Source organism: Cyanobacteria bacterium FACHB-DQ100 (assembly GCA_014695195.1).
GTDB lineage: Bacteria > Cyanobacteriota > Cyanobacteriia > Leptolyngbyales > Leptolyngbyaceae > Leptolyngbya.
Genome location: JACJNW010000034.1, coordinates 192,778 through 215,095 on the forward strand (window position 1 = coordinate 192,778; position 22,318 = coordinate 215,095).

Sequence of the window (22,318 nt, forward strand, 5' to 3'; positions counted from 1 at the left end):
TACCTAAGTTCGTGCGTTGAGCAGAACATCGAAAGTCAGCCGACGAAGAAGCTGGAACTGTTTCACTGCCGCTCTGACCTGTAACACGACCAGGGTTGAATACTAGAATTTCAGCGCTACTCCTAGTGTTACTTGAGCCAAGCAAGATATTTTCGCCTTGAACCGCATAGACTTTCAGTAATGTGCGCCGTGTTAACAGCCCACCATAGAGCGAGTCCATTCGCCACTCTAAGTTTGATCGATTCCCGGTTGCACCCGAAGGATAAAGTGTGCGGCTGCCTTCTGCTTGTGCTACTTGCGTTCCAGTAAGCCAAAGACAAGCGATAAGAGTTCCTATCCTTCCAAGATGTTGAGAAGGCTTTCTGAGCATTAGAAGCAGTTGAAGTAAGCAAGACATAACAGTAATCTAGTGAGACTGAGAGGGGGCTTTTGCGTCAGATTGCATTACGGTTTTTTGTTCGGGCGGCGTTTGCGGTTTGGGGAACCGTTGCAACCCGAAGCCGTTGAACAGTTCGTTCACTTTCAGGGTTACGCCAACATACAGCCCACTGGTCGATCGCGAACCCGTAAAATCGCGATCGTTTGCCCGTCCGAAGCTATAACCTGCTGAAAGCCTCAGATCTGGCGTGAGATAATATCCTGCTTCGAGTGCCCAACCGAGTTCGTTAAAGCCTGTGGTCGATTGTCCGATCCAACGTCCCTCAGCAGCGACATCCCAGCGATAGCCCAATCGGTAAACCATCCGACCTTGCGCCAAGGTAACAGTGCTGGTTCCAGCTAAATCACTCGCTAGATACGAAGTGCTCTCTCTCAGGGCAAACTTTCCGTAGAATTCCCAACGCCAGTTCGGAGCGTAGATCGCTTCAAGTGCAAACAGGTTTTCGGTTGTGCCTGTGCCGCTCCCAAACAGAATCGTATCGGGAATTGTTGAGGGATTTTTGCGGTATTCGTAGCGGAGTAAAGCATTAAAGCGATCGTCGTTCGGGTCTCGATATGCCAGTCCTAGTCTTAACGTCTTTGTATCATCGAGTCCCACTAAAGCTTGATTCGCGGCATTGGCTTGTTGATACTGAAACAGTGCAGTGAGCGCAGGGCTAATTTTTCCGGCGGCACCTGCTGAAATCACAGTATTTGCACCTGCTGAGGAAGTTCGACGCTCAAAGCGGGCACTCGCCTGAAAGCGGGACTCATCCGAATATTCCAGCCCAATACTATAGTTATCTCCACTTTCTAAGCCTAAGCTTGCAGCACTTTGTCCGACTGCAAACGGTTGTGCGAAGATAGTTCCTGCGGCACTGCGACTGGAAATCGTACTAAACACGCGCTCGTATGCAAGATTTGCCCTCAGCCCAGGAGAGATTCTGAGAATTTGATTCAGTCCGAGCGCCGCTTGAATGTTCGTGCCATTTGCCCCGCCCAACAGCGTGTAACGTCCGGTTAAGGTAGTGTCCCGAAATAGCTTGTGTTCACCTAACACGTTGAGATTGGTCAGCGATTGACCGGCAAACTGTCTGCGATGATAGAACTGTTGAGCAAGCTGGACTCTAACTCCTGGGAGTGCTTGCCAGTTTAAGCCGAGTAAAGTGCGATCGTTAAAGACTGGATCAATTCCCGAGGATAAAGTTGTTTCGTTCTGAGCCAGGAAGGCTAAGGTTTCAGTCAGAGGAAACGTGAGCCGCGATCGCAATTGTTCAGAGCTTCCAGAGAAGATTGCAGGAGTTAGGCGATCTTGGCGATCGCGATACAGCCAATCTAAGCTAAAGCTTGCAGTTCCGAAGCGTTGCTCTATCCCTGCTGTAATAGTTGTCAGAGAATTGTCTACTCGCGATCCAGGAATCGGAGCTGTGCGAGGAGCCAACAATTCATCGATCAGCGTGAGAGGACGGGGGGCAATTCCAGTATTGTCTTCTTTGTCGTATTGCACTCTAACATTGGTAGTCGGAGAAACGGTGGCAGAAACTTGTGCGCCATAGCGAGTTTGTCCGGGTGTGAAGCTCGTTGTTGCATTGTTGTTAAAGCCTGCATCAGTTTTACGATAGTAGGCTTGCCCAAAGATACCCTGAGCAATTTGGCTGTTGAGTTCAAGGCGATAGGCTGAACCGCGAACTGAACTACCTAAGTCTAATGAATTTTCGGAATGAGCATATTCGGCAATCAGTTGTGTAGATGTTCCGAATCTTAGTAGTGCATCGGCTCCAAATAATTCAAATTGACGTACCCCTTGATTTTCTTGCAGATAGGTTGCACCGACCCAGCTTTCACGATCGAGTCCTCGCGCAAAGTTGTACTGTAATCGTCCTGCGTAAAGATTGTTATTCGATCCACGCTGTTGGTACTGATAGGTTACAACAATCCGGCGAACCAGTGTTTCACCGTTTACACCAATGTCGGTTCTTAAAATTGGCTGACGGAATAATAGTGAGCCACGATCGTAGTCAATCTCATAATCTGCACCCCGGCTTAGGGCTTGTCGATCGATCACTGTTCCCGGTCGATTCAGTTCTTCAGTTTCGAGAAAAACATTCTCACTACCTTCGAGCAACAATCGGCGCGATAGAAAGTAGAAACCGCTTGTGCCATCGGGTGGAATTGTATCTCGCTGAAAGCCTTCTAAGTTGTCGGCAAAAATTCCTGTGATCTGAAGATTGCCGATGTTGTAGTTCGTTTTGAAGCCGTGGAGCTGGCGTGTTGTTGCGGTGAAGGTTTGCGATCGTCGCGCAAATTCCTCGGTATTGAAATCTCCCCACATTGCATAGTCTATCCCTGCTCCTGAAACGGGAGAAGTGCGCTCAAATCTGAGGAATAAACTATCGCGTGAGGGTGTAATTGCAGTCGTCGAAGAACTATCGCCATAAACCGGATAGTTCTGATCGCAGGGTTGAATATCGCGATATAACCTTGCCGTTGAATCGCAGGTTTCATTCAGCGTTCTACTATTGTTAAACGCTCCGGTAAACAACCAGGTTCCGATCCGACCTGTGGCAAACACTACCGCTTGTGCATCCACTCGGTAAGGATTGTTTCGATCTTCGGGATTAAAATCTCTCAGCCTGCCAAAGTAGTCTGTTCCACGTCTGCCAAAGCGCAAATCAATCACACCCGTTGCGATCGAGGGTCTGAGATCGGTTTCAAAATTTAGCTGCGAGAAAGCTTCTAACGCATTTGCCCGCGCCTGAATTGTCACGGCTCTCGGTTCAAGTCCCGCTCTCAAAGTTGTGGTAAATCTTCCCTGCTGTGCTTTCACCTGAAATCCAGGCTGCTCTTTGTCGGCATCTGTACCTATAAATTCGCCTGCGGTTACTGATAAGGTAACAGTCGTTTCTCGATTTGAGAGATTGCCTTGAGCATCTAACACCTGACCTTCGATCGTTGCGGTCGATCGACCATCTGCGGGAATACGCGATTCAACGGAACTCACAGTGAGTCTAGCTGCCTCGCCCCGAACCTGTATGTCGATTGTAGCCGTTGCACCTTTTCCGCCATTAACGATCGTTTGAGCGGTTAAGGTGTTCTTGCCGTCTTTGAGTGCAACTCCATACCAAGCTTGTGTAATCGTAGTGCTGCTCGTTTCTGTGCGTCCAATCAAGCGATCGCTCACTCGCTCACCATTGGCAAACAGTTCAACTTTTGCATCCTTCGGGTATTGCAACACAACCGTTGCAGACGGCAAGTCGAGAACATTGTTAACCGCAGGAGAAACAAATTTTAGCGCTGGTTGAGACTGGGTTTGAACTGAAGCAGGAGTGGCATCAGCTTGCGGAACTTTGAACACGATCGCCAGCAAGGGAATCAGACAGAAAGCGTAACCCGATCGGATTTTCATTTTCTCGCCTCCCGTTGCGCTGGCGTAACCGCGAAATTCATTCGCACCAATCCACCCAGAGCAAGCCGAACTAAGCGAGATTGGCTATTGCGTTCAACAAATCTTGGATTCGGCGCAAGGGTATAACCTGGAATGCTCGTCAGATCTAAAACGCCGATGCGATTGCCCGCTAGCACATTCGCAACGGAGAACAATCCATTGACATCTGTGGTGATGCGATTGCCATCATCCAGAAAAATTACTGCATTTGGAATTCCAGGCTCTCCGGGCTGTTGTTCCCCATCAAAGTTTTTATCTTCAAACACCCGACCCATAATCGTTCCGCAGTCAGTTAAGATGCCGTTGCGAACCCGGAGCCGATGTAGCGCGGGGCCATCTCTCACAATGTCCTGATTGTCCGATCGTGTCGCTTGAACTAGAGCGCGATTCTGCCCTGAGCCACGAATGGCATCTGGGGTTAATGTTGCTGCATACACCAGATTGAGAACTGGAGCCTGTGTGCCGGTGCTGGGAGGTAAGGTAATGTTCGGCAGCGTAAAGGTAATCGTAGAACCGTTCTCGATCGCAGCAACCGGAACAATCGTGTTTTGAAATTCCGCTTTTGCACTGTTCTCCCGGAATCGGAAGCCAAGCGGTAATACATCTGTGATCGTAAGATTACTAACAGAAGCACTCGCTAAACTGCGAACAGATAGTCGATACAGTACCGTGTCTCCGGATACTGCAGTCGCTCGATCAGCCGTTTTGACAAGTTGAATGGCTTGCGCCTGACAGAGAGTGGCATCTAAGTCGATCGCAGCCAGCGACAATCCCACTTGCTCTGCATCTTGAATCGTTAACTGTCCATCAATGGAGTTGACTCCTGTGGTTGTACTCAAGGGTCTACCATCGAGCGAAACCGCAGTGTAAGACACCTGCCGTCCATTGCGACCTGTAATCGTTAATCGCACTCGACGCTGACTGTAAATCGAGCCTTGAGGCGGGTTAATCACCAGAATGTATTGCCTGCCGATCGCTAACTGTCCCCGTGCATCATCGAGCAGAAAGTTATATCGACCATCACTGTTAGCACTCAGAAAGAACGGATTGCTATTTTGACGGTTTGGATCAAGTCCAGCAGAAACGCCATTGTTCGGAATGTCTGGAAGTTCAGTTTTTGTTAGCGACACCAGTGAGCCAAGTTCAACTCCAGACGCATCTGCTGCATACACACTCACACTAAACCCTGAATAGCTTGACAATGCTTCCCCTGCACAGCCTGTAATCCGCCCTAGAGGATCAATTAAGCCCTGCTGAAGCCGATTGGTCACACTGCTAAATGAATTGCCTGCTGGATCGTTGTAAGTAAAAGTTGCGCGGTTGGTAATCGTCGAGGTCTTTGTTTGAGCTTGTGCAGGAGTCGCGAAAGCACTCACAGCGCAAAGTAACATCGCGGCACTCAATGTTTTGAGCGTTTTGAGCGTTTTGAGCGCGCGGGAAAACTGCTGCACTTTCGGGAGGGTCGATGAGTTCACAGTCTTGAATGCGTAGGATTTTCAGGGAAGCGGACTTTGATTGACCAAAGCAATCAAAGTCCTAAATATCTACCGAACGCTTACGTCGTAGGTCATCTCTAGACCCTTCTTGGGTGCGATCGATTTTGCATAAGTCCAGCGCACATGGCTATAGGCTTCGGGAGGTGCGGGCTGCATCTCAGTTCTGCCATCGGGTAAAGTCATCTGTACTAGCGGATTTGCGCTAAAGGTTTTACCGCCATCAATGCTGTAGCTGATTTCAGTCCCGCTTGGGATCGCAGTGCCGATTGCATAAATTGTTCCTTTCGGCACGGGTTGTGTGATTACTAATTTCTCAGCCGCACGATCACCTGTGTTTTTTGCCACGACTTGAAATCTCAGAATTGTGCCTTTTTGCACGATCGTATCTTTGGTTAACTCATTCCAAGCCACTTGCTCTTTGCCGTGAGCATCTTTCCGCATTAGCTTTTGTTTTGCAATCAGCCGCAGTTCAACTTTCGGTTGGTTCAAGTTTTGAGCAATCGCTAACCCACGATCGAGCAATCTTGCCGCAGCGAATGTTCCGTCGATCGGAAACATTGCTACCGTTGCCACAATTCCTAGTCCTACCCAAACAAAATTCCGTTTCATGCTTCACTCCTGATGAACTATCTGATTTCACGGCGGAAAATAAACTCCCCAGATCCTTGAGGTGCAAGGATGGTGAGAGTATTGACATAGATTTGAATGTCTCCGCTGTTGGCAGTGCCGCTGATGGCTCCGCTTGTTGCAGTTGCCGAGCCTGGAAGGGTTCCGCCAACGGTGTCTCTTGTGGAGGTGAACCAATTGTTCGGCGCAGTTGCACCATCTTCAGTGATCACCAGGTTGTTAGCGGGGAGGTCAACACTACCGGAATTGTTCGGGGCTAGGGTCGAGATATTGCGATAGCGAATGCGATATTCGATGATGCGTCCGGGCCTCGCGGCTGCGCTCAGTGCCGCTTCATCGGTTGTATATCCCACAAGCTCGGTTGCACCAGCGAGAATGCGGGCATCTTTTTCAAGTTCTACATATCCGGTGTAGAGGCGATTGATTGTAATGTTTCCAGGCTCATTCGATGAGCTACCGTTATTGTTCTCATCAATGAACGCCAAGATTGGAACGGAGTAGCCGGTGGTCTGGGAGATTTCGCCGGGAAGATCGATCGTCACTGTATAGTTAGCCGTTCCTCCTGCCGCAACAGTTGTGAGCTTCACCGGATTGGTGGCGCTAGTATTAGTGCCTGATTGATAGGCAAAGCTTGTGCCGTTGTATTCATACGCTGCGACATCTGAGCCAACCGTAATTGTGACGATCGTTCCCGTAGCTAGACTATCTGGCGCAGTTGGCGGAATTGGAATCAAGGAGATGGTCGCTGGACTGCCGCTTGTGTTCCGAACGGTGTTGGTAAATGTTGTCGCTGGCGTTTGACTATCGTTTAGCGGTAATCCTGGAGGGAGACCCGCAGGTAACACAATCGATCGGTTGGTAAAGTCGTCGTTGTTGGTGGTATTGATGGCATCAGGGCGACCGTTCGGGCCATTGAGCGGCGCGACTGCGATCGTATAGAGCGTAACTTCACCTCCGTCTGTATCGTTGAGATCTCCTTGGTTAGTGGTTGCAGTATCGGTTGGAGTGGTTCCGGTACCTGGATCAATGCCATCATTTGCCGGATTTGCGACTCCATCCCCAATTCCCCGTCCGGTTGCAGTCGCGCCACCGGTGTTTGGATCGGGGTTGCCGCCTTCTAGCTGGTTGTTGGGGGATTGATCACCGGATTCGTCGTACACCAGTTGAGTGGAAGTTCCGGGTGCGATAGTTCCGGGCTGTGATTGACCAAACACTTGAGCAATGTTGGTAATGCGTCCACCCGTAAAGCCAGAGATCGGATTGACCGAGAATGAGAAGCTTGTAACGGTTGTACCTTTGGCGATCGCGGTTGATCGGATAAAGCCAACCCGTGTAATCGTGCCGGAGCTTGGACGAATTGTGACCCAGTTGGCTTGGTGGGCGGGAATTGAAAGGGCGCTAGTTGTGTAGACGACTTGCCAGGTATTGTCGGGTGTGGTGGGCGTGGCTGTACTCAGCGCGGTTGCGGTTGGAATTGCATCCGATACTAAGATGCGGTTTTGATTTGCAGTTCCGCCATCTAAGTTAATCGCTGTGGGATGGAGATCCGAAGCAACTAGACCCGTAGGCGGAGAAGTGGGATTTTCCACCCGGAGCGCTAGTGAATAGGTTAATGCATCGTCTGTGAGGTCTGAGGGTGTGTTGTTGTTGCTGTAGCTTGAAGCCGCTTTGAGCAGGGTGGCGAAGGCTTGCAAGCGAGCATTGACAGTGATCGAAATACTGGTTGCCATCGCTTCGTTGACTTGAGTCAGAGCGCCCTCGGTCTCACCAGAGACGCTGTCTGGATTATCTACGGTGTAGACATCAAGCGTATTGTTTACATTGCCCGTGTGATCGACGTTTTGAGCATTTGGCGTTGCGGTGTTACCTAGAGAAACCGTTGTCGTTGCGCTTGCGGGAGCCGTTCCATTCACTTGAATCGGAACGCGAACGGTGACGGTTCCAGTTGCACCACTGCCCCCGTTGGGTGGAATCGAGCCTCCTCCTGAGATTGCGCTTAGTAAGGTTCCAGTTGCACCACCGCCTGCAGGGACAGCGACCGGCGTGATATCTGAACCGTTGACTGCAACAATTTGCAAAGACCCATTCAGTGAGAAGTTAGTGCTATCGGAAAGAGTAGCTGTGCCCGGTATGAAAAACTGCGTGGGATCGTTCCCAACGTTTGTGATGGTGAAATCCACATAGAGCGTATCTCCTGCATTCGGAGTGAGATTGCTCGGAGTGTCGGCTGAGATGATGATTCCTGGGACTTCAGCAACCCTGACAGTTACAGTGTTAGACGTTGCGTTGTAGGTGGTTGTGCCATCCGAATAGGTTGCCGTGGCAGTGTTACTGATTTCGGTGTCAGCAACAGTCTGCGCGAGGGCGACTTTGATCCCAGAAAGGCTACTGCCGATTAGAAGCGTTGCTGCTAAAAGCTGGTAAGGGGTTGTTTTCATACGGGGCGGCAGGAGAAGAACTGAAGAGAGCGCATGAAGCTTGACCCGACCATGAATTTGTGAGGGCGCGATCGAGCGAAGAAGCTAGTAGAGAGTGAGTCAGAGGATCAGCCGCGAAAGTTCAGCACGATCGCAATCATCTAAAACTGCACAGGCTCAAAATTTCTAAGTTGCTAGACTCAGCAGAAGGCTGTAATACATCTATCAAAGGGAACAGATCTACAATTGAAATGTGCCCATGCTGCTTGTAGTTATCAGCACAGTCCGGAAAAGTTCCGTTGGATCACTGACAGCATACTGATCTGGCTTAAGCTATCTAGCTTAGACATCGATAAATTTCTGCTGATAGCTGCTTAGGAAATTTTTGTTGCCTTGCATCCGTCCAAATCCAGCATCCGTGTTTATAGCAGCAACGCCCGTTTATCTACTAAGGTGAAGAAAGTTCTTGTTGGTCTGAAAACATGACTGTTCAGCCCCAAACCATCCTGTTTGCTCAACATGGCATGACGGATCTCTCAGGGAGTCAGACGATCGCTCGATTGGCTCACGCACTGGATCTGAAAGATACTCTGATCGTTGCACCCGAACTGCACTGGGTTAGGACTTTGTTTTATTTAGAACCGCTGATTCAGAGTGTTCAAGCGGTGGTGAGCGATACGTTAAGTAAATATCCTGATGTGCCGATTCGGATTATTGCCACTTCGATGGGAGGGGTGTTATGGGTGGAATTGCTCGATCGACATCCCGAATGGTGGCCGCGGGTGCATTCGTTGGTGCTGCTGGGTGCGCCGATTGGAGGATCGCATATTGCCCGCAAGGTCGATCCGTTTGGTTGGGGGATTGGAATTGCGAGAGATTTAGGGATTAATCGAAGCGCGATCGCACAGAGGATTGCCGCAGAAATTCCAACTTTAGTGGTGGCAAGCGATTGTGGTGACGGACACGATGGCGTTGTTACCGTTGAATCGGCGGTCATTCACGGTGCAGAATTTGTCTGTCTGTCTGGTGTGTCTCATCCCGATTTGCGAATTCATTCTGCGGTAATGCAGGAAGTTTGGAAGTTTTGGGCGAACATCAAGGAAACGATCGACTCGAAGTAACGCGCTATGACGTTGATGCCTGTTTGGGGTTCGCTGCTGATTTTTGTTCTGTGTCCGATTCTGGGAGGGTTGCCGCTGATTAGTTGGATCACCCGCGCTCTGGCTCGGAAACGACTGTCCGAATTGGGGACAGGAAATCTCAGTGTTTCAGCCGCGTTTTATCACGGGGGGAAGATTGTCGGGATTTTAGCCGTATTGTCTGAGGCGTTTAAGGGAATTGCAGCGGTATTGTTAGCCCGATCGTTTTTTCCCGATCGTCCAGAGTGGGAAGTGATTTCGCTGATTGCGCTGGTTTACGGACGGTATTTTATCGGCAAAGGAGCAGGCACAACGAATGTGGTGTGGGGCTATGCGGTGCATGATCCGATCACCTCGTTTCTTGTATTTTTGATCGGGGGAATTGGGTTTACGATTCTGCGAGAACGGCGATCGGGCAAGTTTGGCGTTCTGATTTTGTTTCCGTTGATCACAGCCTTGCGGCATCCGTCGGAGACTCCGTTGATTGGAAGCGCGATCTCACTTGCAGCTTTTTTGTGGTGGATTTATAACCAGATTCCAGACGACTTAAACCTTAAACCAGACCAAGCGCAGAGAGGATCACAGGCGATGTTTCAATTTCTAAGGGAGGATCGATCGCTCCTGACACTCGATCAAATCTTGAAAGCGGAGAAAGTTGGACAAAAGGCGGCAACGCTTTCGGAATTGAAGCGATCGGGCTATCCGGTTCCGGATGCTTGCATCTTGTTGCCCGGAGATGATCCGAAACCATTGATTCAAGCATTGCAACCCTCGCGGGAGAATCCGTTGATTGTGCGATCGTCGGCAATTGGAGAAGATTCTGAATCAGCTTCCGCCGCAGGGCAGTATGAATCGATCGCAAACATTACGCATCGAGACTTGCTTTTACCAGCGATTTTGCGGTGTTTGGAATCGTATGAGCAGGAATCTGCGGTGAAGTATCGGCGCGATCGAGAAATTTCGGATGCGTCGATGGTGGTGCTGGTGCAGCAGCAAGTCCGGGGGGTGTTTTCGGGGGTGGCGTTTAGTCGTGATCCGATTACGCGGCAGGGTGACAGCGTATTGATTGAAGCGTTACCGGGGACTGCCGATCGTGTGGTTTCAGGACAAGAGACACCCGAAAGTTATCAGGTGAATGTGCGAGAAGTCGGGGCGGATTGGAGACTACCAGAGGATGCGACGCTCGAAATCGAAGGAAAAGGAACGGTTCCAGGGCGATTAATTCAGCAAGTGGCATACCTAGCGCGGCATTTAGAAGAGCATTTTCATGGAGTGCCGCAGGATATTGAGTGGAGTTTTGACGGGGAAACGTTGTGGGTGCTGCAATCGAGATCGATTACAACCCTTGCCCCAATCTGGACACGCAAAATTGCCGCAGAAGTGATTCCCGGTGCAATTCGTCCCTTAACCTGGTCGATTAATCGTCCGCTGACTTGTGGCGTTTGGGGAAAGATTTTTACGATCGTGCTTGGCGATCGTGCTTCAGGCTTGGATTTTACTGAAACGGCAACCTTACACTATTCACACGCCTACTTCAATGCCACATTGTTAGGGCAGATTTTCCGGCGGATGGGATTGCCTGCTGAGAGTTTGGAGTTTTTAACCAGAGGGGCGAAGTTCAGCAAGCCGCCGACGCGATCGACGATCGCAAATTTGCCCGGATTGCTGCGATTGCTTCAGCGTGAAATGCGATTGGAGCAGGATTTTGCACGAGACGAGCAGCTTTACTTTAGACCGATGCTGCTTAAACTGAGAAATTTCTCGTTCTCGGCAGAAACGTTTGCGATCGGAACACAAGGATTTCGGTCTGGAACACAAGAATTTCGATCTGGAACACAAGAATTTCGATCTGGAACACAAGAATTTCAGTCCGGAACACAAAACATTGAGCTTGACACTCAAGAGATCCAGCAGATTACTCAAGAAATTCAGCAAATTCTTGAACTATTAGAGCGAGCGACCTATTACAGCATTCTTGCTCCTTTGAGTGCGGCACTCAGAAAAGCAGTCTTTCGAGTCCGCGATGAAGACCTAGATAACCGAGACACTCCGGAAGTTGCAGCACTACGATCGCTCTCTGATTTGGCGGCTTCTGCGCGATCCGTGTTAGAAAATTCCGAGAGTCAAGAAGATCTGTTCGTTCAACTTGCTCAAACGGATCAGGGACAAGCCATTCTGAAGCAGTTTGATCAACTCCTCGACCAATACGGTTACTTAAGCGAAGTCGGAACCGATATCGCTGTCCCAACTTGGCGTGAACAACCGCAACCTGTGCGCGAACTCTTCCAACAATTTTGCTTAAGTCCGGCTCCCGCCCCTGCAACCCCGCAGATTAAAAACAAGGGCGTTCAGCGACGCATTGCCCTAAAGGGAAAAGTCACTGAAATTTACAGTCGTTTACTCGCAGAACTGCGCTGGCGATTTGTGGAGATCGAACAACTTTGGCTCAAGTCCGGCATTCTCTCCGAATCAGGTGACATCTTCTTTCTGACCTATGCGGAAATCCAGCAATCCACGGGTTCAAACCCAGACTTCCAAGCTCAATTTTCCCAACTGATCGAGCAGCGTCGATCGCAATTCGAGCACGATCGCCAACTCTCCCCAATTCCCCAACTCGTTTATGGCGACGATCCCCCCGCTCCCCAACTCCCCACTTGGCAAGCCTCAGACCAATTACAAGGCATCGGAGCCAGCGCGGGACAAGTCGAGGGAACAATCCGAGTGCTGCGATCGCTCAATGGTTCGATTAATGTCGATCGTGAAACCATTCTCGTCGTTCCTTATACGGACTCAGGCTGGATGCCCGTTCTAGCGAGAGTCGGCGGACTGATTGCCGAAGTTGGGGGACGGCTTTCACATGGCGCGATCGTGGCGCGAGAATATCGTATCCCGGCAGTGATGGATGTTCCGAACGCGACCGAAATTCTGCAAGACGGGCAGCGCGTTCGGATTAATGGGCAGCAGGGAACGATCGAAATTCTCTAAGGTTGAGATTTCAGGGCTTCTTTGGCTTTTGCCTCAAACCAAGCGACCACTTGCGGAACCGTCAGCGATTCGATCGGTGTTCCATTCGTCTGTGCAATCTGCATTAAGGGATTGATCGAAGCAACGACAAGCTTCGAGAAGAACTTCTTAAACTCGTTATCAATCCCGCCCTGTAAGCTTTCATCTTGATAGATCCAATCTTCGATCTGTGTAGGTTGCAAATCTGCGATCGCTTGTCCTGACGCTTGAGCGATTTTTTTGAGCGATCGTAACGAATAAATTGCGACTCGCGCTGAGAACTTATCTTTTGAGGTTAACAGCGCTTTATCGACTTCGATACATTCTTCGGGTGTGAGAAATTCTGAATTCGGCTGCATAAAGATGTGACTTACTCTAGATCTTCTTCCGTTAGATCAGCATCTTTCAAAATACTTTTCAATGTTCCCTTAGGTAAATCTCGATTACCGTGGACTGGAATCGAAAGAATTGAGCCCATTCTTTCTTTAACGTCAGTTCGATGAGTTTTTTTTCGCTTCGATGTGAGCTACTTCGCCCCCTAAATCCCCCATTCTGGGGGACTTAGAAAGGAGCTGGTTCCCCAAGTTTAAGAGGTTTCCTACCCGTTCAAAGTCCCCCACTCGTGGGGGATTTAGGGGGCTATCCGCAGATCCAAACGCAGCTAAGCACTTGTGTCGAACTCACGTCAACTTACTCTAATCCCAAGTCGGTTACGGCTCCTAAACTGCTTGATGACACCAATCGAGCGTATTTTGCTAACACGCCTCTGGTATATCTCGGTGCGGGGGGTTGCCATGCGGCGCGACGTTTCTCCAACTCGGCTTCAGGCACATTCAGTTGCAGCAATCGGGCGTGGGCATCGATCGTAATCTCATCGCCTTCTTGAACAAGCGCGATCGTCCCTCCGACAAAAGCTTCCGGTGCAACGTGACCCACAACCATGCCGTAGGTTCCACCAGAGAAGCGCCCATCGGTGATCAGTCCAACGGAATCTCCGAGTCCTGCTCCAATGATGGCTGAAGTTGGAGCCAGCATTTCTCGCATTCCAGGCCCGCCTTTGGGTCCTTCATAGCGAATCACAAGTACATCGCCTGCATTGATCTTGTTTGCCAAGATTGCTTCTAAACAAGCTTCCTCGGATTCAAACACTCGCGCAGGCCCAGTAATCTTCGGATTCTTGACTCCGGTAATTTTCGCGACTGATCCTTCGGTTGCCAGATTGCCCTTCAAGATTGCCAGGTGCCCGGTCGAATACATCGGATTGTTCCACGGACGAATCACATCTTGATCGGCGCGGGGTTCTTCGGGAATATCTCTCAATCGCTCCTCGATCGTCTCCCCCGTAATCGTCAAGCAATCGCCGTGAAGTAATCCATGCGCTAACAGCATCTTCATTACCTGCGGAATTCCGCCTGCTCGGTGCAAGTCTGTTGCCACATAGCGACCCGAAGGTTTGAGATCGCACAGAACTGGAACGCGCTCACGAATCACTTCAAAATCATCAATCGTGAGGGGAACGCCAGCCGAATGCGCGATCGCTAAAAAGTGCAGCACTGCATTCGTCGATCCACCGACTGCCATAATCACGGAGATTGCATTCTCGATCGACTTACGAGTGATAATGTCACGCGGCAGAATTTGATTGCGGATCGCTTCGACTAACACCTTGCCAGCCAGCGCCGTATTTTCTGCTTTCTCAGGATCAACGGCTGACATTGTGGAGGAATACATCAAGCTCATGCCCATCGCTTCAAATGCAGAGGACATCGTATTCGCCGTGTACATCCCGCCGCAAGACCCTGCACCCGGACAAGCGCTGCGCTCGACCGCATACAGCATCGATTCTTCAATCCGACCGGCGCTGTATTGTCCAACCGCTTCAAACGAGCTGACAACCGTTAAATCTTGTCCATCTAAATGTCCGGGTTTGATCGTGCCACCGTACACAAAGATCGCTGGAATGTTCATCCGTGCCATTGCGATCATGGCTCCCGGCATGTTTTTGTCGCAGCCGCCGATCGCTAACACGCCATCCATGCTTTGAGCATTGCAGGCAGTCTCGATCGAATCTGCGATCACATCCCGCGAGACGAGCGAATATTTCATTCCCTCCGTACCCATCGAAATCCCGTCGCTCACGGTAATCGTTCCAAACACTTGCGGCATTCCGCCTGCCGCACGAATTCCGGTTTCAGCTTCCGAGGCGAGCGGTGCAATTCCCATGTTGCAGGGCGTAATCGTACTGTGGGCGCTCGCAACCCCAACGATCGGTTTCGTAAAATCATTGTCGCCGAATCCGACCGCACGCAGCATGGCGCGATTGGGCGATCGCTGAACGCCTTGAGTAATGGCTTGACTTCTTAGGTTTTCGGGCATAGTATTCTCGCTCTTTTTCGATATGCGGAACTCATTCATCTTGGAGTATAGGGAGCCGCTTTGTGTCTGTCCAATATATGTTTTGATTGATTTAAGACGAAAAACATATCAAATCAATGGAACTACGTCACCTTCGTTACTTTGTGGCGGTTGCGGAAGAACTCCACTTCAATCGCGCCGCCGATCGATTAAACATCGCTCAACCTCCCTTGAGTCAGCAGATCAAGCACTTGGAAACAGAATTAGGCGTAGAACTGTTTCACCGCCGCACGAAGCGACAAGTTCAGTTAACCGAAGCAGGACAAGTTTTATTGCAGGCAACGTATCAGATTCTGGCTCAACTAGAACAAGCCGTCTGCGACACACAACGAGCAGGCAGGGGCGAAACCGGAACACTCACGATCGGATTCACCAGCTCTGTAGTGTACGACATTCTGCCCGCGATTCTGTTTCAGTTTCGGCAGCGTTTTCCCCAAGTCAATCTGGTCTTACAGGAGTTGACGACGACGCAACAAGAAGAAGCCTTGCAAAATCATCGAATTGAAGTGGGGTTTTGTCATCCACCGCTAAAAGATAATCACTTGAGCCTGGAATACATTTTGCAAGAGCCGCTGGTTGTCGCGTTGCCAGAATCTCATCCACTCGCAACCGAACCCGCCATTTCGTTACACTCCCTTGCGGATGAGTCGTTTATTTTGTTTCCACGCCATCTTGGTCCTGGTCTTTACGATCAAATTGTCAGTTTTTGCGAACAAGCGAATTTTCGCCCGAACGTGATGCAGGAAGCCATTCAGATGCAGACGATTATTGGCTTAATCTCAGCCGAGATGGGGATTGCCTTAGTTCCAGCCTCACTACAAAGCCTGAAACGAGTTGGGGTGGTTTACAAACCTCTGGAGTCAGCAATGCCTTTAGCTGAGACGGCACCTTTAGTTGAGACGGCAATAGTATGGCGACCCGATCATACTTCGTCGGTTCTCCGCGAATTTTTGCAAGTTGTAAGACGCTACGTGAATGAGCACAGAAATCACCCTCAGCTCTTCTGAATAAAATTTGTCGAGCTAAGCGCGATCGCACGCGCTTACCAGCGACGCAGAGAAATCTGCCTTGCAGCAAATATTCCACTCAGAAAACCAAATAGATGCCCTTCCCAGGAAATGCCCAACTGCCCCGGCAGCACACCCCAAATAATGCCACCGTACAGTAATCCCACGGCAAGGGACATGGCGATCGACAAAGCACTCCGCTCAAAATAAGCCCGCGACAGCAAAAATCCAAAGTAGCCAAAGATTACGCCGCTTGCTCCAATATGTAATCCAGGTGCGCCCAGTAGCCAGACTCCCAGCCCGCTCGCTAGCATGACGATCGCGCTGACCTTAAAGAATTCAGAAACGCCGCGCAGCATCACAAACCAACCCATCACCACAAGCGGAATCGTATTGCTGATGAGATGTCGGAAATCCCGATGCAGAAACGGCGCTAATAAAATACCTCGCAAGCCGATCGCATTGCGAGGATAAATTCCTAGATAGTTGAGTTTGCCAGCAAGAGCAATATCGACTACTTCGACAATCCACATAATCCCAACGAGTGTGCCCAGGATGAGAATGTGGCTTTTGATTTCATCTCCAATACCATTGGGGTCGTTTGGATCGCGTCGGGTCATGACTGTTTTTCGTTGAGGGTAATCTTGTTTTAGCACAGAGTCCTCAACGCTCTGCGGACTAGGATGCAATCGCGGGGGATTTTGCTTCTTGAGCGTAGTGCATCAAGCGGCGAATTCGTTCTTCGGTTGGGGGATGCGTCCGAAATAGCGATTGTAATCCTTCGGTTGAGAGCGGATTCACAATCAACAGCGGCGACATTGCCGGATTCCCGTGCATCGGGATTTGATGACCGATCGTTTCCAGTTTTTCTAAGGCACTCGCCAGTGCTGACGGATTTTGGGTCAGTTGGGCAGAACCTTCATCGGCAGCAAATTCACGAGTCCGAGAAATTGCCATCTGAATCAAAGCAGCCGACAACGGTGCAAGAACGATCAAGAATAATAAGCCGATCGGGTTTGTGCCACGCCGAGTGTCGCGATAAACCGGGCCATACAGCGCCCCAAAAGTCAGTATCCGACCGAGAAAGGTAATTGCACCCGCGATCGTGCCTGCAACCGCTTGAGTCAAGGTATCGCGGTTCTTCACGTGGGTTAATTCGTGAGCGAGTACCCCTTCTAACTCTTCCGGGGTCAACAGTTCGATAATTCCTTGCGTCACGGCAACGGCTGCATGATTCGGATCGCGTCCGGTTGCAAACGCATTTGGGGATTGAGTCGGAACCAGATAGATGCGCGGCAGCGGAATTTCTGCTCGATCGCAGAGTCTTTGCACCATATCAAACAGTTCTGGAGCTTGAGCGCGTTCGATTGGTTGGGCTGCATACGAAGCTAAGGCAACGCGATCGGAGTAGTACCATGAACCTAAACTGCTGAATGCAGCGAAGATTAGCCCTAGAATAAGACCTTGTTCGTTCCCAACAAGATAGTAGCCGGCTAAAACAAAAAGTCCGCTCAAGAGTCCGAGCAGCGCCGCTGTTCTGATCTGATTTCCGCCAAACATCTTTTAACCTAGAAATTTTTCTAATGTGCGATTTAAGTATCAGATTCCTGGTTGGACTTGGACTCTATCAGATGAATGAAACAGTGTTTTTCTAAAGGATGGTTTGCGATGACGTTTCGCTTGGGCTGTGCGATTTGGGCGTATAAACAATGGGTCGGGGATCTGTTTCCACCTAAAAGTAAACCCTCTGATTTTCTGAATCTTTATAGTCGGCGGTTTACTTGTGTTGAAGGCAATACCACGTTTTATTCGATTCCCGATCGCACTACGGTCGATCGTTGGAAATCGGAAACACCCAACGGATTTAAGTTCTGCCCAAAATTGCCGAAAACTTTGACGCATAGCGGAAAACTCGCGCCGTCATTACCTGAAGCATTGCAATTTCTAGAATTGATGCAGAGATTGGACGATCGTTTAGGCGTATTGTTTGCTCAGTTACCTCCAAGTTATAGTCCGGCAAACTTCAAGGATCTAGAAGCCTTTTTACGGGGTTGGACAGGTGCAAACTTAGCGCTTGAAGTGCGACATGCACAATGGTTTAGAGAACCGTATCGCACCCAGTTAAATGAGCTTTTAACAGAGCTAAATATCGGTCGAGTTCTGTTGGATACTCGTCCAATTTATGAATGCGAAGATGATCCACAACTGCAAAGTGAACGCAAAAAGCCACAGGTTCCACTACAGCCCGATATCACTGCACCGTTTAGTTTAATTCGGTACATTAGCCATCCGAGTATCAATCAAGTGTACTTGGAAGAATGGGTGAAGTTGGTCGATCGCGCGCTGCAGCAAGGAACTGAAATCTACTTCTTTGTCCATTGCCCGATTGAAGAACGATCGCCTCAAAATGCCCGTTCTTTTCAGAAATTATTAGAACAACATTCGGTTTCAGTTCCAGCCCTACCTTGGAATCAGATTGAACCGCCATCTTCGCAAATGCGCTTATTTTAAGCCCTAAGACTGACGCGCTAGGAGGATTACAACGCAAACGCGATCGTGGCATAACAGAAATACGTTTGATTCCTTTTATTATGCTGGCTGTGCAACCGACGCTCGAAACAATTGAAATTCAATTGCTGTTTGAAGGAATTTACCGCTATTACGGTTACGACTTTCGTAACTATGCGCCGTCTTCGCGCAGTCGCCGAGTGCAAAATTTTATGCAGGCAGAAGGTATTAAAACGATCTCAGAACTACAAAACCAAGTGTTACACGATCGCCCATCTCTCGATCGATTGCTCCTCAGTTTAACAGTAAATGTCACCTCCATGTTTCGCGATCCAAGCTTCTATCTCACCTTTAGAAATCTAGTGCTGCCAACATTAAGAACTTATCCGTTTATTCGGATTTGGCACGCTGGATGTTCAACCGGAGAAGAAGTTTATTCGATGGCGATTTTGCTGCAAGAAGAAGGCATTTATCATCGTTGTCGTCTTTATGCGACCGATACAAACGACAAAGTTTTACAAACCGCAAGAAGCGGAATATTTCCAATTTCTGCGATGAAAGACTACACGCAGCAATATCACAAAGCAGGCGGAAAAAAATCATTTTCTGAATACTATACAGCCGCTTACGAGAACGCGATCTTTCGCTCATCTCTACGAGACAACATTGTATTTTCGCAGCACAATCTTGTCACCGACGGTTCGTTTAACGAGTTTAACGTTATTGTCTGCCGAAACGTATTAATTTATTTCGATCGAACGCTCCAAGATCGCGTTCACGAATTGTTTTATCAAAGTCTTTGTTCGTTTGGAATTCTGGCACTCGGACGACAAGAAACGCTGCGATTTACTTCACTGTGCGATCGCTACATAGAACTCTCAAAAGCCGAAAAACTCTATCGGAGGATGAGCTAGTGGCGTTCACCCTCGTCGTCATAGGTACATCTTTGGGAGGATTATCTGCCTTAAGAAATATGTTAAAAGCATTACCAGGGGAATTCTCAGCAGCTATTGCAATCGCGCAGCATCGCGATCGCTGCTCTGGGAGCAGCCTGAGTCGAACGCTACAGCAGGAGAGCCGCTTGCCGATTCTGGAAGTCGAAGACAAAGAACCAATTCGTGCTGGGTGCATCTATCTTGCCCCCGCGGACTATCATTTGCTGGTCGATCCTGAGCGATTCTCACTCTCTGTTGATCCCCCTGTTGCCTTCGCGAAACCCTCGATCGACGTTTTATTTGAATCGGCAGCCGAAATCTACCAATCCAACACGATCGGAGTCGTCTTAACTGGAGCCAATCAAGATGGAGCAAAAGGACTGGCAAAAATCAAAGCGCGAGGCGGCTTTACGATCGTGCAAGACCCCCGCAGCGCTGAGTGTCCCTCTATGCCCGAAGCTGCGATCGCCAAGAGCGCGGTCGATCGTATTTTGCCGTTGGAGCGGATTCCTCCCTTGTTAACTACTTTGTGTTCCCCCTGTTGAATCAGCTTTTTAACCCTTGTAAGAATCGCGTTCATGCCCATGCATACTTCCGTCAACATCCTAATCGTCGATGATCAGCCTGAAAATCTGCTGGCGTTAGAAGCGGTTTTAGGTAGGCTCGGAGAAAACTTAGTGAGGGCATCGTCGGGAGAAGAAGCGCTAAGATGCTTGCTCAATCAGGATTTTGCCGTGATTCTGCTGGATATTCAGATGCCGGGAATGGATGGCTTTGAGACAGCAAATCTGGTTCGCAGTCGGGCACGATCGCAGCACACCCCAATTATCTTCCTGACCGCCTTTGATGCGAGCGAACAAGGTGTATTCAAGGGCTATTCTCTCGGTGCAGTAGATTACCTGATTAAACCGATTAACTCTGAGATTCTGGTTTCTAAGGTTGGGGTCTTTGTCGATTTGTTCAAGAAGACCGCCGCAATTCAGCACCAAGCCGCCCAATTGACCGCAATCAATCGCGAACTGCGCCGCAGCGAAGAGCGGTTTCGATCGCTGTCTGCCTCCTCGCCCTCTGGAATTTTTGTGATTGATTCAGCGGGACGCTGTACTTACACCAATCCTCGATTTCAAGCCATTTGCGGGATTGCCTCCGATCGAGTTGCGGAGCGGAGTTGGCAACAGTGCATTCATCCCGACGATCGCGATCGGGCCGTGTCGCAATGGAATGTTTACCTAGAGCATGGCGGGGAATTTTCTGAAGAGTTGCGCTTTCAAACAATCGGTGAGCGCGTTCAGTGGGTGCATGTGCGCTCCTGCCCGATGCTGGCACAATCCGGGGAAGCGCTCGGTCATGTGGGCACGATCGAAGACATTACCGAACGTAAGGAAGCCGAGGTGACTCGCGCTCAGGTGATGCGAGAACAGCTTGCCCGTCAAGAAGCGGAAGCCACAAACCGGATGAAAGATGAATTTCTCGCCGTCCTTTCCCACGAACTCAGAACCCCGTTAAATTCGATGCTGGGCTGGGTGCGACTGCTGCGAACCAAGCAATACGACCAAAAAATGGTTGATCGCGCCCTCGAAACGATCGAGCGCAATGCTGAAACCCAAGCACAACTGATCGAAGACATTTTGGATGTCTCAACGATTATTCGCGGTAAGCTCCGCTTGAATCATCGATCGATCCAGCCTGTGGCTGTGATTCAAGCGGCGATCGATGGGGTTCGTCCTCAAGTTGAAGCCAAATCGATCCAACTGATTACGGAATTTGCGCCCAATATTGGCAACGTTTGGGGAGATTCCACCCGACTCCAGCAGATCGTTTGGAATTTGCTTACCAATGCAGTCAAGTTTACGCCCGAAGAAGGAAAAATTACGATTCAAGCCCAAGCAGAAGAATCCAACATGGTGCGAATCACTGTGACGGATACGGGCATTGGGATCGATGCAGAATTTCTGCCCCACGTCTTTGATCGCTTCCGACAAGCGGACAGTACGACGACGCGATCGCACAATGGCTTAGGGCTGGGATTGGCAATCGTGCGGCATCTGGTGGAATTACATGAGGGAACGATCGAGGCAACCAGTCCCGGTCTGGAAAAAGGCGCAACGTTCACAGTCCGGTTGCCGCTGCTGCCAGCAAACCAACTACACGAAGATCTTCGCGGAATGGGGAAGTCGATTTCATCTGAGCGAAGTCGAGTCGAGCAGAAAATTTGGTGAATAATTACCGCAACGATCGTAAATCTGAGATTGGTGTTGCCACAACCGCAATGCCTAATACTTGAATGCCATTGCGGTGCAACACCTGAATTGCAGCGCGGGCAGTTGCGCCAGTGGTATAAATATCGTCAATGAGTAATACAGGTCGATCGGGCTGGATCTTCCCAATTTCAAACACCTGGGTTAGCATTCGTTCTCGCTCTCTGGGCGATAAGTTAAAGAGGGCTTCGGTTGCTCGAATGCGCCGCAGTCCCAACGGTTGGTGCAAATTCCCGGTGACTCTGCAAAAAGCGCGTGAGATTAATTCCGCCTGGTTGTATCCGCGCTGCTGCTGTTTTTTCTCATGAAGCGGGATGGGAACGATTGCTAATTTATCCCGGCTCAGCGAGGCTTCTAGCCACGATCGCGCTAACCTTTCACCCAGCAGCGCGGCTAATTCAGGGTGCTGATCGTATTTCAATGTCGCGATCGTGCGTTTGAGCGCATCGCTATAGTTGCCCCAAGCGAATAATCGGGGTTGCTGCTGCCAAAATTGTGCAGGATGGGTGAGACGATCGCCCTCTAAGCAGCGCTGGCAATCGAGACAAAGTGGCTCAGAAGTCGCGCGATCGCATAAAGGACAAGGGCTTTGCAGAACAAAATTCAACAATCGATCGAGCATTGCAGGCGACCAAAACCATCCTTTTAAAA

General features: G+C 49.8%; 16 protein-coding genes and 1 pseudogene. 7 read left to right on the forward strand and 10 right to left on the reverse strand.

The window, feature by feature from the left end; genetic code table 11:
* Positions 1-406 precede the first annotated feature (406 nt).
* From H6F51_19715 to H6F51_19730, 4 genes are all read right to left on the reverse strand, one after another.
* Positions 407-3,823, reverse strand: a complete 3,417-nt coding sequence (locus tag H6F51_19715) for a TonB-dependent receptor (protein MBD1824700.1) — start codon at positions 3,821-3,823, stop codon at positions 407-409.
* Entirely contained in the window at positions 3,820-5,253 is a 1,434-nt protein-coding gene (locus H6F51_19720) for a DUF11 domain-containing protein (GenBank protein MBD1824701.1), read from the reverse strand. The genes H6F51_19715 and H6F51_19720 overlap by 4 nt, the downstream gene beginning before the upstream one ends.
* Positions 5,254-5,406: 153 nt before the next feature.
* On the reverse strand, positions 5,407-5,967 hold the full coding sequence (locus H6F51_19725) for a hypothetical protein (protein ID MBD1824702.1): 561 nt from the start codon (positions 5,965-5,967) through the stop codon (positions 5,407-5,409).
* A gap of 17 nt (positions 5,968-5,984) precedes the next feature.
* Positions 5,985-8,423, reverse strand: a complete 2,439-nt coding sequence (locus H6F51_19730) for a hypothetical protein (protein MBD1824703.1) — start codon at positions 8,421-8,423, stop codon at positions 5,985-5,987.
* A 461-nt stretch (positions 8,424-8,884) separates the two neighbouring features.
* Here H6F51_19730 and H6F51_19735 point away from each other — a divergent pair, with 461 nt between their 5' ends.
* Positions 8,885-9,523, forward strand: a complete 639-nt coding sequence (locus H6F51_19735) for an alpha/beta hydrolase (protein MBD1824704.1) — start codon at positions 8,885-8,887, stop codon at positions 9,521-9,523.
* 6 nt (positions 9,524-9,529) lie between these two features.
* Positions 9,530-11,260: pseudogene (locus H6F51_19740) on the forward strand (glycerol-3-phosphate acyltransferase).
* 1,262 nt (positions 11,261-12,522) lie between these two features.
* On the opposite strand, the gene H6F51_19745 reads toward H6F51_19740, so the two are convergent.
* The 3 genes from H6F51_19745 to ilvD all read right to left on the reverse strand — a co-directional run bounded on the left by H6F51_19745 (position 12,523) and on the right by ilvD (position 14,920).
* Positions 12,523-12,903, reverse strand: a complete 381-nt coding sequence (locus tag H6F51_19745) for a hypothetical protein (protein MBD1824705.1) — start codon at positions 12,901-12,903, stop codon at positions 12,523-12,525.
* An 11-nt stretch (positions 12,904-12,914) separates the two neighbouring features.
* Positions 12,915-13,022: a type II toxin-antitoxin system HicA family toxin gene (locus H6F51_19750; protein ID MBD1824706.1), complete on the reverse strand. Its 108-nt coding sequence runs from the start codon at positions 13,020-13,022 to the stop codon at positions 12,915-12,917.
* A 212-nt stretch (positions 13,023-13,234) separates the two neighbouring features.
* A complete protein-coding gene (gene ilvD / locus H6F51_19755; protein ID MBD1824707.1) occupies positions 13,235-14,920 on the reverse strand; it encodes a dihydroxy-acid dehydratase in 1,686 nt (561 codons plus the stop codon).
* A 116-nt stretch (positions 14,921-15,036) separates the two neighbouring features.
* On the opposite strand from ilvD, the gene H6F51_19760 reads away from it, so the two are divergent.
* Complete coding sequence (locus tag H6F51_19760) at positions 15,037-15,966, forward strand: LysR family transcriptional regulator (protein MBD1824708.1); 930 nt, start codon at positions 15,037-15,039, stop codon at positions 15,964-15,966.
* Positions 15,967-16,001: 35 nt separating this feature from the next.
* On the opposite strand, the gene H6F51_19765 is transcribed toward H6F51_19760, so the two are convergent.
* Together H6F51_19765 and H6F51_19770 are read right to left on the reverse strand one after the other, a co-directional pair.
* Positions 16,002-16,586 carry a rhomboid family intramembrane serine protease gene (locus H6F51_19765; protein MBD1824709.1) on the reverse strand — a complete coding sequence of 195 codons (585 nt, stop codon included), beginning with the start codon at positions 16,584-16,586 and terminating at the stop codon, positions 16,002-16,004.
* Positions 16,587-16,644: 58 nt separating this feature from the next.
* The gene (locus H6F51_19770) at positions 16,645-17,526 is read right to left on the reverse strand and encodes a M48 family metalloprotease (protein MBD1824710.1); all 882 of its coding nucleotides are present in this window, start codon (positions 17,524-17,526) and stop codon (positions 16,645-16,647) included.
* Between the two features lie 108 nt (positions 17,527-17,634).
* Between H6F51_19770 and H6F51_19775 the strand changes: the two genes are divergently transcribed.
* The 4 genes from H6F51_19775 (at position 17,635) to H6F51_19790 (ending at position 21,628) form a co-directional block, all read left to right on the forward strand.
* Complete coding sequence (locus H6F51_19775; GenBank protein MBD1824711.1) at positions 17,635-18,477, forward strand: DUF72 domain-containing protein; 843 nt, start codon at positions 17,635-17,637, stop codon at positions 18,475-18,477.
* An 80-nt stretch (positions 18,478-18,557) separates the two neighbouring features.
* On the forward strand, positions 18,558-19,388 hold the full coding sequence (locus H6F51_19780; GenBank protein MBD1824712.1) for a protein-glutamate O-methyltransferase CheR: 831 nt from the start codon (positions 18,558-18,560) through the stop codon (positions 19,386-19,388).
* Positions 19,388-19,954 (forward strand): chemotaxis protein CheB, encoded by a 567-nt coding sequence (locus tag H6F51_19785; GenBank protein ID MBD1824713.1) that lies wholly within the window; start codon positions 19,388-19,390, stop codon positions 19,952-19,954. The genes H6F51_19780 and H6F51_19785 overlap by 1 nt, the downstream gene beginning before the upstream one ends.
* Before the next feature lie 33 nt (positions 19,955-19,987).
* The gene (locus tag H6F51_19790) at positions 19,988-21,628 is read left to right on the forward strand and encodes a response regulator (GenBank protein MBD1824714.1); all 1,641 of its coding nucleotides are present in this window, start codon (positions 19,988-19,990) and stop codon (positions 21,626-21,628) included.
* A gap of 4 nt (positions 21,629-21,632) precedes the next feature.
* Here H6F51_19790 and H6F51_19795 read toward each other — a convergent pair whose 3' ends face one another.
* Positions 21,633-22,289, reverse strand: a complete 657-nt coding sequence (locus H6F51_19795) for a ComF family protein (GenBank protein ID MBD1824715.1) — start codon at positions 22,287-22,289, stop codon at positions 21,633-21,635.
* Positions 22,290-22,318 lie beyond the last annotated feature (29 nt).

What these genes read in the sequence shown, in the direction of transcription:
- H6F51_19715 (MBD1824700.1), bottom strand. Translation starts at nt 3,823, where the DNA reads ATGAAAATCCGATCGGGTTACGCTTTCTGTCTGATTCCCTTGCTGGCG.
- H6F51_19720 (MBD1824701.1), bottom strand. Translation starts at nt 5,253, where the DNA reads ATGTTACTTTGCGCTGTGAGTGCTTTCGCGACTCCTGCACAAGCTCAA.
- H6F51_19725 (MBD1824702.1), bottom strand. Translation starts at nt 5,967, where the DNA reads ATGAAACGGAATTTTGTTTGGGTAGGACTAGGAATTGTGGCAACGGTA.
- H6F51_19730 (MBD1824703.1), bottom strand. Translation starts at nt 8,423, where the DNA reads ATGAAAACAACCCCTTACCAGCTTTTAGCAGCAACGCTTCTAATCGGC.
- H6F51_19735 (MBD1824704.1), top strand. Translation starts at nt 8,885, where the DNA reads ATGACTGTTCAGCCCCAAACCATCCTGTTTGCTCAACATGGCATGACG.
- H6F51_19745 (MBD1824705.1), bottom strand. Translation starts at nt 12,903, where the DNA reads ATGCAGCCGAATTCAGAATTTCTCACACCCGAAGAATGTATCGAAGTC.
- H6F51_19750 (MBD1824706.1), bottom strand. Translation starts at nt 13,022, where the DNA reads ATGGGCTCAATTCTTTCGATTCCAGTCCACGGTAATCGAGATTTACCT.
- ilvD (MBD1824707.1), bottom strand. Translation starts at nt 14,920, where the DNA reads ATGCCCGAAAACCTAAGAAGTCAAGCCATTACTCAAGGCGTTCAGCGA.
- H6F51_19760 (MBD1824708.1), top strand. Translation starts at nt 15,037, where the DNA reads ATGGAACTACGTCACCTTCGTTACTTTGTGGCGGTTGCGGAAGAACTC.
- H6F51_19765 (MBD1824709.1), bottom strand. Translation starts at nt 16,586, where the DNA reads ATGACCCGACGCGATCCAAACGACCCCAATGGTATTGGAGATGAAATC.
- H6F51_19770 (MBD1824710.1), bottom strand. Translation starts at nt 17,526, where the DNA reads ATGTTTGGCGGAAATCAGATCAGAACAGCGGCGCTGCTCGGACTCTTG.
- H6F51_19775 (MBD1824711.1), top strand. Translation starts at nt 17,635, where the DNA reads ATGACGTTTCGCTTGGGCTGTGCGATTTGGGCGTATAAACAATGGGTC.
- H6F51_19780 (MBD1824712.1), top strand. Translation starts at nt 18,558, where the DNA reads ATGCTGGCTGTGCAACCGACGCTCGAAACAATTGAAATTCAATTGCTG.
- H6F51_19790 (MBD1824714.1), top strand. Translation starts at nt 19,988, where the DNA reads ATGCCCATGCATACTTCCGTCAACATCCTAATCGTCGATGATCAGCCT.
- H6F51_19795 (MBD1824715.1), bottom strand. Translation starts at nt 22,289, where the DNA reads ATGCTCGATCGATTGTTGAATTTTGTTCTGCAAAGCCCTTGTCCTTTA.